Annotated in this window: 8 protein-coding genes; 4 read left to right on the top strand and 4 right to left on the bottom strand. The window is 66.3% G+C overall.

Annotated features, from left to right (window positions below; translation table 11 throughout):
• Window positions 1-105: 105 nt before the first annotated feature.
• From uxaC to AC3ISA_RS16515, 4 genes are all read left to right on the top strand, one after another.
• The gene (gene uxaC, locus AC3ISA_RS16530) at window positions 106-1,521 is read left to right on the top strand and encodes a glucuronate isomerase (RefSeq protein ID WP_489178732.1); all 1,416 of its coding nucleotides are present in this window, start codon (window positions 106-108) and stop codon (window positions 1,519-1,521) included.
• Window positions 1,518-2,987: a mannitol dehydrogenase family protein gene (locus AC3ISA_RS16525; protein ID WP_489178731.1), complete on the top strand. Its 1,470-nt coding sequence runs from the start codon at window positions 1,518-1,520 to the stop codon at window positions 2,985-2,987. The genes uxaC and AC3ISA_RS16525 overlap by 4 nt, the downstream gene beginning before the upstream one ends.
• Before the next feature lie 3 nt (window positions 2,988-2,990).
• Window positions 2,991-4,490: a UxaA family hydrolase gene (locus AC3ISA_RS16520; RefSeq protein WP_489178730.1), complete on the top strand. Its 1,500-nt coding sequence runs from the start codon at window positions 2,991-2,993 to the stop codon at window positions 4,488-4,490.
• A gap of 101 nt (window positions 4,491-4,591) precedes the next feature.
• Entirely contained in the window at window positions 4,592-5,980 is a 1,389-nt protein-coding gene (locus AC3ISA_RS16515; RefSeq protein WP_489178729.1) for a glycoside hydrolase family 28 protein, read from the top strand.
• 99 nt (window positions 5,981-6,079) lie between these two features.
• Here the strand turns inward: AC3ISA_RS16515 and AC3ISA_RS16510 are convergent, their stop codons facing one another.
• The 4 genes from AC3ISA_RS16510 to AC3ISA_RS16495 all read right to left on the bottom strand — a co-directional run bounded on the left by AC3ISA_RS16510 (window position 6,080) and on the right by AC3ISA_RS16495 (window position 14,075).
• On the bottom strand, window positions 6,080-8,842 hold the full coding sequence (locus AC3ISA_RS16510) for a TonB-dependent receptor (protein WP_489178728.1): 2,763 nt from the start codon (window positions 8,840-8,842) through the stop codon (window positions 6,080-6,082).
• A 208-nt stretch (window positions 8,843-9,050) separates the two neighbouring features.
• Window positions 9,051-10,499: an oligogalacturonate lyase family protein gene (locus AC3ISA_RS16505; protein ID WP_489178727.1), complete on the bottom strand. Its 1,449-nt coding sequence runs from the start codon at window positions 10,497-10,499 to the stop codon at window positions 9,051-9,053.
• Between the two features lie 28 nt (window positions 10,500-10,527).
• Window positions 10,528-12,810, bottom strand: a complete 2,283-nt coding sequence (locus AC3ISA_RS16500; RefSeq protein WP_489178726.1) for a hypothetical protein — start codon at window positions 12,808-12,810, stop codon at window positions 10,528-10,530.
• Window positions 12,810-14,075: an MFS transporter gene (locus AC3ISA_RS16495; RefSeq protein ID WP_489178725.1), complete on the bottom strand. Its 1,266-nt coding sequence runs from the start codon at window positions 14,073-14,075 to the stop codon at window positions 12,810-12,812. The genes AC3ISA_RS16500 and AC3ISA_RS16495 overlap by 1 nt, the downstream gene beginning before the upstream one ends.
• Window positions 14,076-14,117: the final 42 nt, after the last annotated feature.

The following is a 14,117-nucleotide window of genomic DNA, read 5'->3' as shown; positions in this document are numbered from 1 at the left end:
CACGCCAAGGTAACCGGTGTCTTTTTCTCCGCGACATAGTATCTGGTGGGATCAGACTTGCGAGGCGATCCAACGCCTCCGTATTGAGGACCAGTGAAGGACGTCATGGCTCATCCGCTCAAGCTCAATCCCGACCGCCTTTTTCCCGCCGACGCCGATACCCGCACGGTCGCGCGTCGTCTGTATGCCGAGATCAAGGGCCTGCCGATCATCAGCCCGCACGGCCATACGGACCCCAGCTGGTTCGCGCTGAACGAACCCTTCGCCAATCCGGCCGAACTGCTGATCACGCCCGACCACTATGTCTTTCGCATGCTGCATTCCCAGGGGATGGCGATGGAGGACTTAGGCGTTCCCCGCGCCGACGGCGGTCCGGTCGAGACCGATCCGCGCAAGATCTGGCGACGGTTCGCGGAGAACTATCACCTGTTCCGGGGCACGCCGTCGCGCCTGTGGCACGACTGGGTCTATGCCGAGGCGTTCGGCATCGACGTGCGCTTGTCGGCCGAGACGGCGGACCACTACTACGACATCATTGATGCCGCGCTGAAGACCGACGCCTTCAGGCCCCGCGCCCTGTTCGACCGCTACAATATCGAGGTCCTGACCACGACCGAGAGCCCGCTCGACACGCTGGAGCATCACAAGACCATCGCGGCCTCGGGCTGGAAGGGCAGGGTGCTGACCGCCTATCGCCCCGACCCGGTGCTGGATCCTGACTATGAGGGGTTCCGCGACAATCTGAAGATCCTGGCCGAACAGACAGGCCGCGACACCCTGTCGTGGGACGGCTATCTGCAGGCCCTGCGCGACCGCCGCGCGGTCTTCATCGAGATGGGCGCCAGCTCGACCGACCACGGCCACCCGACCGCCTTCACCGCAGACCTGCCGAAGAGTGAGGCGGAGGCCCTGTTCCGCCGCGTTTCGACCGCCCCGGCGACGCCTGCCGACGCCGAACTGTTCCGCGGCCAGATGCTGACCGAGATGGCCGCCATGTCAGTGGAAGACGGCCTGGTGATGCAACTGCACCCCGGCAGTTTCCGCAACCATTCGGCCACCGTCTTCAACCGTTTCGGACGCGACAAGGGTTGCGACATCCCGACCCAGACGGATTACGTCCGGGCGCTGAAGCCGCTGCTGGACCGGTTTGGGTCGGACACCCGTTTGTCGCTGATCCTCTTCACCCTGGACGAGACCAGCTACAGCCGCGAACTGGCGCCGCTGGCCGGTCACTATCCGGCGCTGAAGCTGGGGCCCAGCTGGTGGTTCCACGACAGCCCCGAGGGGATGCGTCGGTTCCGTGAACAGGTCACCGAGACGGCCGGCTTCTACAACACCGTCGGCTTCAACGACGACACCCGCGCCTTCCTCTCCATTCCGGCCCGTCACGACGTGGCCCGGCGCATGGACTGCGGCTTCCTGGCCAAGCTGGTGGTCGAACACCGGATGGAAGAGGATGAGGCCCACGAACTGGCCCACGCCCTGACCTATGGTCTGGTCAAGGCGGCCTACAAGCTGTGACCCGCCTTTCCGATGCGGTCCTGAAGGACCTGCCCGCCGAGGTCGCCATTCCCGTTTACGACCGCGCCCAGGTGAAGACCGGCGTGGTCCATCTGGGCATCGGCGCCTTCCACCGCGCCCACCAGGCGGTCGTGTTCGACGATGCGCTGGCGAGCGGCGACCTGCGATGGGGCGTGCTGGGCGCCTCGCTGCGGTCGCCCGGTGTGCGGGATCAGCTGAACCCGCAGGACGGCCTCTACACCCTGGTCGTGCGCGACGGGTCGGACGAGCATCTGCGCATCATCGGCGCCGGTCGCGGCGTTCTGGTCGGGCCGGAAGACCCCGCCGCCCTGGTCGCCGCCATGGCCGACGCGGATGTCCACATCGTCACCCTGACGGTGACCGAGAAGGGCTATCGCCTCGACCCGGCGACGGGCGACCTGCTGCTGGACGACGCGGATGTCGCCGCCGACCTGGCCGACATCGCTTCGCCTCGCACGGCGCCCGGTTTCATCGTTGCGGCGCTGCGGGCGAGGAAGGCGGCAGGCCTTCAGCCCTTCACCGTCATCAGTTGCGACAATCTTCCGCACAACGGCAAGCGCATCCGCGCCGGGGTCATCGCCATGGCCCGCCGGATCGATCCGCCGCTGGCCGAATGGATCGAAGCCGAGGGCGCCTTCCCCCAAACCATGATCGACAGGATCGTCCCGGCGACCATCCCCGAAGACATCGTTCGCCTGACGGCCCGTCTCGGCGTCGAGGACCAGGGCATGGTCAAGGCCGAACCCTTTACCCAATGGGTGATCGAGGACCGGTTCGCCGGCGAACGCCCGGACTTCGCATCGCTGGGTGTGCAACTGACCGACGCGGTGGAGCCGTGGGAGGACGCCAAGCTGCGCCTGCTGAACGGCGCTCACTCGGCCATCGCCTATCTGGGCGCCCTGTCGGGTCATGAGCATGTCCACGAGGCCGTCGCCGTCCCCGCCTTCCGCGCCTATGTCGAGGCTTTGTGGGACGAGGCCGAGACCACGCTGAACCCGCCGCCAGGTCTGGACATCCCCGCCTATCGCGAGGCGCTGATGGCCCGTTTCTCCAACGCAGCCCTGATGCACAGAACCCGCCAGATCGCCATGGACGGTTCGCAGAAACTGCCCCAGCGCCTGCTGGCCGGGGCCGCCGAACGCCTGGCGGCTGGGCAGGGTATCGAGGCCATGGCCCTGGGCGTCGCCGCCTGGATGAAATGGCAGTCGGGCGTGACCGAGAGCGGCGAGACCTTCGTCGTCGACGATCCGCTGGCGGGCAAGACCGCCGAATTGCTGGCCGGCGCCGACAACGACCAGGCGCGGGTTTCGGCCTTGCTGAGCCTGTCCGCCGTCTTTCCGCCCGCGCTCGCCGCCGACGACCGGTTCACGGTCGCGGTCACGGGCGCCTATCTGTCGCTCAGCCAGAACGGCGCGGTCGAGGCCGCGCGTCTGGTCGCGGAGTAGTCCATGTCTCGCGTCCTGATTCTGAACCCCGCCGACGACGTCGCCATCGCCCTGGATGATATCGCGACCGGCGATGCGCCCGACGGACTGGACGTGCCAGCGCGCGCCGACATCGCCACCGGGCACAAGATCGCCCGTCATGCGGTGGAGGAGGGCGGTCTGGTCCGCCGCTATGGCCAGGTCATCGGCCGCGCCAGGACCGCCATCGCCGCCGGGGATCACGTCCACGTCCACAATCTGGCCATGGCCGAGGACGGGCGTGAGGCCGAGGTCGGCGCCGACCTGCGCCCGCCCGCGCCGCTGTCGGGCGCGACCTTCAACGGCATCGTCCGCTCGGACGGGCGGATCGGCACGCGGAACTACATCGGCGTCCTGACCAGCGTGAACTGTTCGGCCACCGTGGCGCGCCGCATCGCCGACGCCTTCCCGGATTCCAGCCTGCCCCAGGGCGTGGACGGCGTCGTCGCTTTTACACACCAGGGCGGCTGCGGCGGCTCGTCCCTCAGCAGCGACGTGACCCTGCTGCAGCGGACTTTGGCTGGCTATGCCCGACATCCGAACTTCCATTCCATCCTGATCGTCGGCCTTGGCTGTGAAGCCAACCAAATCCCCGCCTGGCTGGCCAACGAAGGCCTTCAATCCGGCCCGCATCTGCGCGCCCTGACCATCCAGGAGGCCGGCGGAACTGCACGCGCTATCGAGGCCGGGATCGAGGTCGTTCGCGACCTTGTCGCCGAGGCCGCCAACGTCCAGCGCGAGCCGGTGTCCGCATCCCACCTGACGGTCGGCCTTCAGTGCGGCGGTTCGGACGGCTGGTCCGGCGTCACCGCAAATCCCGCTCTGGGTGCGGCGGTGGATCTGCTGGTCGCCCACGGCGGATCGGCCATGCTGTCCGAGACCCCCGAGATATGGGGCGCCGAACACCTGCTTCTGCGGCGCGCGGCGTCGCAGGACGTGGCGGACAAGCTGAACGCGCGTCTGGAGTGGTGGCGCGACTATGCCGATCGCCATCAGATGGAGTTGAACAACAATCCCTCGCCCGGCAATCTGAAGGGTGGTCTGACCACCATCCTTGAGAAGTCGTTGGGGGCGGTGGCCAAGTCCGGTTCGACCCCGCTGAACGACGTGATCGGCTATGCCGAACCGCTGACGACGCCGGGGCTCAGCTTCATGGACAGCCCTGGCTATGACCCGTGCTCGGCCACGGGTCAGATCGCCTCAGGCGCAAACCTGATCGTCTTCACCACGGGCCGGGGCTCGGTCTTCGGCGCCAAGCCAGCACCGTCGATCAAGGTCGCTTCCAACGCCAAACTGGCGAACTGGATGGACGAGGACATGGACATCGACGCCTCGCCAGTCCTGACCGGGACCAGCCTGGCCGAGGTCGGCGCCGTCATCTTCCAGAAGATGCTCGATGTCGCCTCGGGCGAACCGTCAAAGTCCGAGGCCCTGGGCGTCGGCGACAACGAGTTCGTGCCCTGGCAGGTGGGGGCCTATCTCTGACGGCTGCGACACGCGGGCGCTTGCGTCTCACGGCTTGCCCATTATCGTGGGACGAATAAGCATAATGTGAGACGCCGCGCAGACGGCGAAGGAAAACGCCCATGCATCGTCGCTCCCTGCTGCAACTCGGCCTGACCGGGGCGCTCGCCTCCGCCGCACCGGCCTTAGCTCAGTCGGTAGGCCGGACCTTCGACGCCGCCGACTATGGCGCGGTCGGCGATGGCTTGACGCTCAACACCCGGCCGATCCAGGCCGCGATCGACGCGGCGGCGGGGCAGGGCGGGGGGGTGGTGGTGCTGAAGCCCGGCCTCTATCTGTCGGGCTCTCTGTTCGTGAAGTCGGGCGTGACCCTGTCGATCGGCCGAGGCGCGACCCTGCGAGGGGTTCAGAACCTAGACGCCTATCCGATGGTCCGCACCCGCGTCGCCGGGGTGGAGATGGACTGGCCCGCCGGCCTGCTGAACATCTATCAGCAGCAGAACGCCAGGATCACCGGCGAGGGCCTGGTCGATGGCGACGGCAAGGTCTTCTGGGACAGCTATTGGGCGATGCGACGCGACTATGACCCGCGCGATCTGCGCTGGGCCGCCGACTACGATTGCCGCCGCCCACGCCTGATCCACGTCTATGATTCCCAACAGGTCGAGGTCTCAGGCCTGAACCTGGCGCGCTCGGGCTTCTGGACGGTCCACATCTGCTATTCGCGCGACGTGAAGGTCGCCGATCTGATCATTCGCAACAACCTGGGCGGCCGAGGTCCCTCGACGGACGGGATAGACATCGACTCGTCCGAGCGGGTGTTGGTCGAGCGGTGCGACCTGTCGGTCAACGACGACGCCATCTGCATCAAGGCCGGCCGCGACTGGGACGGACTGCGTGTCGCCCGCCCGTGCCGCCAGGTGAAGATCCGCGACTGCATCGTTCGCGACGCCCTGGCCGGCATGACGTTCGGCTCGGAGACCTCGGGCGGTTTCGACGACATCGAGGTTTCGGGCCTGCGGATCGAATATCCGGTGCCGCTGGGCATCTTCTTCAAGTCGGGCCACACGCGCGGCGGCGTGATTTCCAACATCCGCCTGCGCGACATCCATCTGCAAGACGTGCGAACGCTGATGCAGGTCAATCTGAACTGGTATCCGAACTACAGCTATGCCCAGATCCCGGCAGGCATCGCCGACGTCCCCGACTATTGGCGCGCCCTGGCCATGCCGGTCCCGCGCGAACAGGGCATTCCCCGCATCCACGATGTCCATCTGTCGAACATCAAGGCCGTCGGCGGCAAGGTCGGCTTTGCGGCCGCTGCCTATCCCGAGGCGCCGCTGAAGGACTTCACCTTCGAACGGCTGGACTGGGACGTGCAGGACGCGGGGGCCATCGCCAACGCCGAGAACTGGCGCTTCCGCGACTGCAATATCGACACCCTGGACGGCAAGGGGCCCAAGGTGACGGACTCGACGGGCGTCACCGGCCTGCGCCCTCGCGTGGCCTGACACCCGCCCGCAAACCTTCAGCACCGAACAAAAAGAAGGCCCGGAGCGTTTCGCTCCGGGCCTCAAGTCTATCGCGCTAGAAGCGTCAGGGAGGGAAGATCAGTACTTCCAGCGCAATCCCACGGCGATCTCTCGGCCGGTGTGACGGTAGTCGGACACGCGGTCCGTCACATCGACGTAGCGATCGGTATAAGCGTCAGTCAGGTTGATGCCTTCGAGCGAGAAGGTCAGGTTCGGCGTGAACTCGTACGACATGGAGGCGTCGATGTTGGTGGTGTCGTTGACGCCTTCTTCCGAGTTGCCGTTCGCACCGGGGAAGGACAGCAGATACTGGCTGCGGTGCGCGACGGAGACACGGGCCTGGAAGGGACCGTCCTCGTAATACAGGGTCGCGTTGGCGGTGTTTTTCGACTGCCCCGTCAGGCGGTTCTTGCCGGCCGTGCCGTAGCTGACCTCGGAATCGACCCAGGTGACGTTGCCGGTGAAGCCGAAGTTCGACCACAGACCGGGCAAGAAGGTGAAGGGCTGCTGGTACTGGATTTCGATACCCTTCAGCGCGCCGCCTGCGCCGTTCAGGCGACGTGTGACCTGGAAGATGTCGGTCGGCTGAGCCGCGCCTTGCAGCAGTTCGTTCGGCAAGCCCAGTTGGTTGTAGGGGATACCTACCGTCTCGGACGTGATGAAGCTGTCTATGTCCTTGTAGAAGAGGGCGCCGGCGAGCAGGGCTTCGTTCTGGAAATACCATTCGACCGAGAAATCGTAGTTTGTGGCGCGGAACGGATCGAGCAGCGGGTTGCCGTAGGAGACCGTGCGCGTGGTCGGCGACACGCTGCCGCCCGGCGTCAGGTCGCTCAGCGTCGGACGCGACATCACCTTGGCTGCGCCCAGGCGAATAACCAGGTCCTCACGCGGTTCCAGCGCCAGGTTGAAGGACGGAAGCACGTCTTCGTAGTCGTTCTCGGTTGTGACGTAGTCGTAGGTGGTGACCGGCGGTGTGCCGGTGGCGATCGTCTGCCAACCCTTGGCCGTGACCTCGGTCTGGGCGTAGCGGATGCCGGCGTTGCCGCGCAGGACCATGCCGGCGACGGTCGTGTTGAAGTCCGCCTGCAGGAAGATGCCCTTGTCCGTCTCGTCCACTTCGCGTTCGCTTCGGTTTGCGACCAACGGATCGTCGTAGAAGCTGAGGAAGTCGGCGATCTTCGAGATGTCGGGAACGATGAACGACAGGTCGGAGCCGGCCCCCGCGTCCACGCCGCCCGAGATGTCGACGACGCGGCCGATGCTGTCCACGCCCGTCAGGCGGTCCGCGCCGGTCGGGTTGGTCTTGGTGCGCGTCAGGCCGAAGGTCTCGAACCCGTAGGTTCGGTATTCGCCGCCCAACTTGAAGGTCAGAGAGTCGGACCAGTCGTAGGCCAGCGAACCGGCGCCGACTTGGTTGTCGAAGTTGCCGCCAGAGGTGCTGCGCGTGGCGTTGACCAGGGTGAAACGCTGACCTGAAGTGACGTCGAAGCCGTAGTTGATCGTTGGCTTGCGATCGTCCTCTCGGAAGTCGAAGCTGTACCCGTTCACGCCAGCGGCCTCGAAGGCATAGGCGACATTCATCGGTGTGCGCGCTTCCGAACGGTTGGCGCCGATCTTCAGATTGCCGTGCAGACGGTCCGTGAAGTCGTGGCGCACGTTCAGCGACGCCTGGTAGAAATTGCTTTCGTTGCGCGTGAAGCCGTTTTCGGCCCGAACCAGCATGTTGTCGAAGACGCCGTACGACAGGATGTTCTTGTCGGCGTCGATCTCATAGTCGCGCACAACGACACTGTTCACATTGGCGCGGCTGAACGACCAGGCCTCAATGTTGGGGCTTTCGAGTTCCGAGTTGGCCCGCGACCACAGCACGTCCAGCACTGCCTCGGTGCGCTCGCTGGGCCGCCACTGAAGCGAACCCGTCATGCCCAGGCGATCCTCTTGCGTATTGCCAAGGGTATAGCGCGGGATGCGCGGATAGAAGGCGTTTAGAACCGCATCGCGCTGCGCCGTCGTCGTGCAGGGAATGCAGTTGCCGAAATTCTGGCCACGTCCGTAAGGTGAACCGGTGACCGGGTTCACGTCGAGGGGGTTGCCCTTCTGCCAACGCGTCGTGTTGAAGCTGCCCAGGATCGGCGAACGCTCGGAGTAGGCGACCGAGAGCAGGGCGCCGAAGGTGCGGTCTTCGTTCGACCAACTCAGCAGCCCCGCCAGACGCGGAATCGTCTTCTCCGACAGGTCGTTGTACGAGGCCTGCGCGGACAGGGCGGAGTTGAAGCCGCTGCCGCTGAAATCCAGCGGGCGGCCGGTCTGCAGATCGACGGTGGCGCCCAGCGAGCCTTCCTCGATCTCGGCCGACTGGGTCTTGCGCACCTTGATGCTGTTGAACAGCTCGGACGCGAACATCGAGAAGTCGAAGCTGCGGCTGCGGTTGCCGCCCGACGCGGCCTGGGCTTCCAGGCCGTTGATGCGCGTGCGGGTAAAGTCGGAGTTCAGGCCGCGAACCGAGATGGTCGTGCCCTGGCCGTTGACGCGTTCGATGGTCACGCCGGGCAGGCGCTGAATGGCCTCGGCCAGGTTCTGGTCGGGGAAGTCGGCCATGTCTTCGGCGAAGATGGCGTCCACGGCGCCGGCCTCTTGGCGCTTGATGTTCAGGGCCTGTTGCAGGCTGGAGCGGAAGCCGGTGACGACGATTTCGTCCACGACGGTCGCGTCGTCCTGGGCGGCTTCCTCGGCTACGGGCTCAACGGCAGGGGCGGTCTGCGCCATAGCCGCCGACGCGCCCATCAGGGCCGCCAGGGACACGCCAACGGCGCACAGAGTCCGGGTGTTGGTCCGTCGCATTCGTTCTCTCCCCATCCCGGCGGCCATCTGGCACCGGTGTCATTTTTTGGTATGCTGTCGCGCATAGTCGGATTGGCGACGTGCCGTTTATTGCGACAGCTTCCCGCATTTTGCAACCAGCCCAAATCCGAACTGATACGATTGAGGTCGAATTCTCGACAAAACCTCGACAATTCAGCTGGGCTGCATCGACAAATTGTCGATGTTTCTAGGCGCGACGCGCGACTTCGACGGCATAGACGTGATTGGCGCCATGCATGTTGGACACGAAGACGATCCATTTGGCGTCCGGCGTGAAGGTCAGATTCGGCTCCAGCCGGTAGTCGTGGTTCGACAGGTCCACCAGCCGTTCCGAGCGCAGATATTCGACGAAGATCTGGTCTTCCTTGTCGCTGGACGGATCGCCGTCGACGATCGGTTCGGGACGCAGCAGGACGATCCACTTGCCGTCGGGCGCATGGGCGACCATGTCGCCATCGCCGCCGTCGCCGGCGAACAGGGTTCCGTCCGGCGAGACGTTGTAGTGGACGGACCAGTCGTTCTGCTCGACCCGGCGATAGACGCGGCGGCCCGTCTCCAGATCGACCGAGGCGACCCAGAAGACCTGACCGCGCGGGGTCTGCAGGTCATAGAGCACCTGTTTACCGTCCGGACTGAACCATTCGTGGCCGAAGATCTCGAAGTTCATCGTCCGCTGGTGGGTCTTCCTCAGGCCCGTGCCGTCGGTGCGGATGGCCCACATCCGGTCCACGCGGTGCCAGGGGCCTTCGTGGCAGAAGATGATCTGCTGGGGATCGGTGGGCGAGAACTGGGTGTGGCCGATCCACTCGTTGGTCTTGTGGATCACGCGGCGCTCGCCCGTCGCAAGGTCGATGACGAAGATCTCCATCGGATACCCGGCGGCCCAGCGCTGAAGCATCCGCACGCCCTTGGCGCGGGCGAAGTTCAGCGGCTTGCCGTCCGGCCCGTTGGCTTCGTATTCGGCCTGGTCGAAGCGACGGTTGCGCGGGTCGGGCACGGTGGGCTGAAGCGGTTGGCTGTCATAGGCGACAAAGCCAAGCAGCAGGGTCTCGTCGGCGTTGACCGAGTTGATCTGACCGTTCGGAATCCGGCCGATCTCGCGCTTCTGTTTCGTGTCGGCGTCGATAACGAAAAGGGTCTTGGCGCGGTCCATCAACTGGCCCTCGCCGGGCGCGGTCACCGAATAATAGACGTTGCGACCCTTGCGGCCTGTGAACATCAGGTCGGCGTCGTGCTCGGGGACCAGGACGCTGACGGTCCAGGTCGCCAGGTCAACGGTCGAGATGCCTTGGGGCGTGGAAATGACCATCAGGTCGGGCGCGCCGGCCTTGGGCTGCAGGAACATGTTCTTGTAGAAATAAGGCTTTCCGCCGCCGCCATCGGGCGAGACGCGGCGGATGCGGTGGCCGGTCTTGGGATCGACCCACTCGGTCGGGACCGGGCCGTCCCAGCGCGGCCGCTCGACCGGCGTCTCCTGGGTCGAGGGCGGGGCGGTGTTGGGCGCGGGCCAGACCGGGGTCTGGCCCGGCGCAGGCGTGGCTGCGGCCTGCCGGGCCTGAACGGTCGTGGTGGCCAAGGCGCCGACGGCGGGGGCCGCGAACAGGGCCTTCAGGGCGGTGCGTCTGGAGGTCGTCATTGGGGCGTTCCTCTCGGTTTTTTCTGGATTACGGCGCGGGGGTCAGGCCTTCGACCCGGACGGTCCAGCCGTCCTTGGGAAAGCCGGGCGCGTGGCCGCTGGACCCGTCCCAGCCCGCCGCCATCAGGCCGATGGCCATCAGCAGAGAGCCATTGGACGGGAAGTAGGTCTCGGCGGCGCGCCGATAACCAGGTCCATCTGGGTTGACCGCCATCTCGACCCCGCCGGCGCCGGCGGACACCGGCACCAGTTCGTCGGCGTGCTCGTCCAGATGGACGCGCGGGGTCATGCCGGTGACGCCCCACTGATTGTTCTTCAGGTCCGCGAACAGCCAGTTCACGGCCTTTTCCGGTTCGCCGATGCGGGCCGCCGTCATGGCCATCATCGGGAAGTCCCAGCCCCAGGTCTGGCGTACATCCCAGTTCTGCTCCACCGCCTCGAAGGTGCGGCGCATGGCGGCCGGATCGATCCGCGCGCCGGGTATGAAGCCATAGGCCATCAGGAAGGAGGGATGGTCGCGGTTCTTGCACTGGGCCGCCGCCGCGTGCTTGCGACAGGCGTCGGACATGGCCGTCTCCCAGAAGTCGGGGAGGTTCTCGATCGGCAGATACAGGCCGTCCTTCATCGGTGGCGGGGCGATCTTCGCCAGGGCCTGATCCCAGTCGGGGCGGCGGGCCTGGCCCTTGCGTTCGCGCCACTGTTGGGCGGTTTCCAGCGCCCAGCGGAAATACTCGACCTCGAAGGTCGGGTTCACCGTGGTCAAGGGATCGTAGTTCTCCTGGGCCGGGATCATCGGCGTGCCCAGGTTCAGGCGGCCGTCGTGTTCGATGGGCCAGGAGGCCAACAGGTCGGCGGTGGCCTCAACTACCTCGCCGTATCGATCCAGCACGGCCGGGTCCTTCTCGGCGCGCCAGACCAGTTCGGCCAGAAGGATCGGGTGCGGCTGCTGCCACATGATGAAGGGCGAGACCAGGCTGGGGCTGTTGCGGCCCTCGGGTCCGACCATCTTGGGCCACCAGGCGCCCTTGACGTGATGGCGGGCGGCCTCGGCGCGGGCGTTGTCCAGATTGCCGACATACCAGGGCAGGCTGCGCTCCAGCATGTCGGGATGGCCCCACATGGCCTGCCAGCCGGCGTGCCAGGGGTGCATTTCCAGGTGGAACTTGCCGTACCAGCTGTTGGAGAACAGGCCCTCTTCCTGCGGTGGCAGCTCGCCGGCGCCGTTCACGGCCGACAGGTATTGGGACAGGACCACCCGGCGCTCCAGCTCGGCCGCGCGCGGATCGGTGGAGCCCGTGAAATCCACGGCGCCGCCCTGGGTCCAGAAGCCGTTCCAGTGCGTAGTCGTCGCCTGGACGCCGGCGCTGTAGGCTGGGGTGGCTGGCGTCTGGGCTTGCTGGTCGAAACGGACCATGATGGTCAGACGCTCGCGACCAGCGGCGGCCACGCGGAAGGCGTCGGCGCCGCTCTGTTCGATCTTACCCGAGGCGGTGATGCCGGAATAATAGGTGGTGTCGTCCAGGGTGCGGCGAATGCGGACGTCGCCCGTGTCGGAGGCGACGATGCTCAGGCTTTGCGCGCCAGAGGCCTCAAACGTTGTCGGATCGGGATTGATGGCGGGGTTCACGCCCGGATAGCGGACCTGGACGCCCAGACCCTGGGCGGCGACCAGGGGCGAGGCGATCTCGACCATGACCATGTCCAGCGCCGGGTGGACCCGGGTCACGACCTCGACTGGCTGGCCGTCATAGGTGAAACGGCTGGTCAGGGCGCCGGACCACAGGTCCAGCGTCTGGCGCGTGTCGGCGACCCTGGCGAAGTCCAGCGGCCTGCCGTTGGCGAACGTCAGGCCGATGCGGCTGAGCGAGAACCGATGCGGATTGGCCCGCAGCCAGGTGTAGGCGGGCTGGGTCTCGGCGACCGCCCACGACTTCATCCAGGCATAGGGTTGCTCGCCCCGACCCGGCACGGGCACGTCGATCAGGCCGTCCTGTTCGGTATAGCCGTTGGGATTGGGAAAGCTGTGCCAGGCCCACTGGGCCATGGTCAGCAGGGGCGACAGTTCCGAATACTGTTCCGGGAAGGTCTGAAGCCCGGTGATGTCGGCGGTGAAGCCCAGGTCGCCGTTGCCCAGCATGATCGGGGCATGGCGGTCGATGGCGGTCAGGCTGACGTTGTGGCGCGTGACCAGGGCGTGCCTGTCGATCGTCGCGGCGGGCGCGACGGCGGCGGTAGGCGTCACCGTCTGGGCGCAGGCGGCCGTGGGACCGGCCAGCAGGGTGAAGGCGAGGAGGGCGGTGCGAAGACGCATCAGGCGGCTTCCTTCTTCAGTCCAAGGCCGGCGCCCTTCCAGCCGTACCAGGCGACGACGGCGAAGCAGACGGCGGGCAGCAGGAAGGCGACGTTGGCGCCGTAGAGGTCGGCGATCTTGCCCATGGGCCAGGGCAGCAGAACGCCGCCGCCGATGGCCATAACCATCAGGGACGAGGCCTTCTTGGTGCCGGCGCCCAGGCCGGTGGTGCCCAGGGCGAAGATGGTGGCGAACATGGTGGACATGAAGAAGAAGACGGCCAGCAAGGCGATGGGCGAGACCTTGTCGATGCCGGCGGCGACGACCAGGGTCAGGACGACGTTGATCACGCCATAGGTGGTCAGCAGGACGCGGGGCTTGACCTTCAGCAGCAGGGCGGTGGCGAAGAAGCGGCCGACCAGATAGCCGATGGCCGCCAGCGACAACATGAAGGCGCCTTGCTGTGACGTCAGGCCCTGCCAGTTGTGGGTCACCAGATTGATGAAATAGGCGCCGATGCCGACCTGCGCGCCGATGTAGAGGGCCTGGGTGATCACGCCGGCGATGAAGTGCGGCTGTTTGGACAGGGGCAGGGCGGGGGCGTCGCCTTCGACCGCGCCGCCGTGATCCGACAGGCCGGTCTCGGGCAGGCGGGCGCGCCAGACGGCGAGGGCGAACAGGACCACGCCGACGGCGATCAGGCCATAGACGATCTGGATCGAGCGGGTCGCGCCGCCCAGAGCCTCGGTCGTGGTCGGGCTGAAGAAGACCGCGCCGCCGATCAGCGGACCGAAGAAGACGCCCAGGGCGTTGAACGACTGGGCCAGGTTCAAACGCTGCGAGGCCTTGGCCGGATCGCCCAGGACATTGACGTAGGTGTCGGCGCTGGTCTCCAGGATGCACAGGCCGGCGGCGAGAACGAACATCGAGCCGACGAAGGGCAGGAAGGCGCCCGCGCCCGCCGCCGGGATGAACAGCAGGGCGCCGACGGCGGTGACGGCCAGGCCGGAGACGATGCCGAACTTGTAGCCCCGCGCGTGCAGCAACATCCCCGCCGGAACCGACAGCAGCAGATAGGCGCCGAAATAGGCGATCTGCAGCCAGGCGCTGTCGGCCTGGCTGATGCTCAGAGTCTCCTGGAAATGCTTGTTCAGCACGTCCAGCAGACCATAGGCCAGGCCCCAGATCAGAAAGCAGGCGATGGCGAAGGCCAGCGGGCCTTTCAGCGAACCGGCGGGTTTGGCGAGGCCGCCGGGGGTGTGGGCGGCGTCGGTCTCGATGACCATGGGATACTCTCCTGGATGTCCTCGGGGCCTAGCCGTCTTTGC

Source organism: Brevundimonas sp. KH_058 (assembly GCF_057838505.1).
The sequence above is the reverse complement of the archived record's forward strand: the minus strand, read 5'-3'. Positions and strand labels throughout refer to the sequence as shown.

Coding starts and splice junctions, on each gene's coding strand:
- AC3ISA_RS16505 (WP_489178727.1), bottom strand. CDS start 10,499: ATGACGACCTCCAGACGCACCGCCCTGAAGGCCCTGTTCGCGGCCCCC.
- AC3ISA_RS16510 (WP_489178728.1), bottom strand. CDS start 8,842: ATGCGACGGACCAACACCCGGACTCTGTGCGCCGTTGGCGTGTCCCTG.
- AC3ISA_RS16495 (WP_489178725.1), bottom strand. CDS start 14,075: ATGGTCATCGAGACCGACGCCGCCCACACCCCCGGCGGCCTCGCCAAA.
- uxaC (WP_489178732.1), top strand. CDS start 106: ATGGCTCATCCGCTCAAGCTCAATCCCGACCGCCTTTTTCCCGCCGAC.
- AC3ISA_RS16520 (WP_489178730.1), top strand. CDS start 2,991: ATGTCTCGCGTCCTGATTCTGAACCCCGCCGACGACGTCGCCATCGCC.
- AC3ISA_RS16500 (WP_489178726.1), bottom strand. CDS start 12,810: ATGCGTCTTCGCACCGCCCTCCTCGCCTTCACCCTGCTGGCCGGTCCC.
- AC3ISA_RS16515 (WP_489178729.1), top strand. CDS start 4,592: ATGCATCGTCGCTCCCTGCTGCAACTCGGCCTGACCGGGGCGCTCGCC.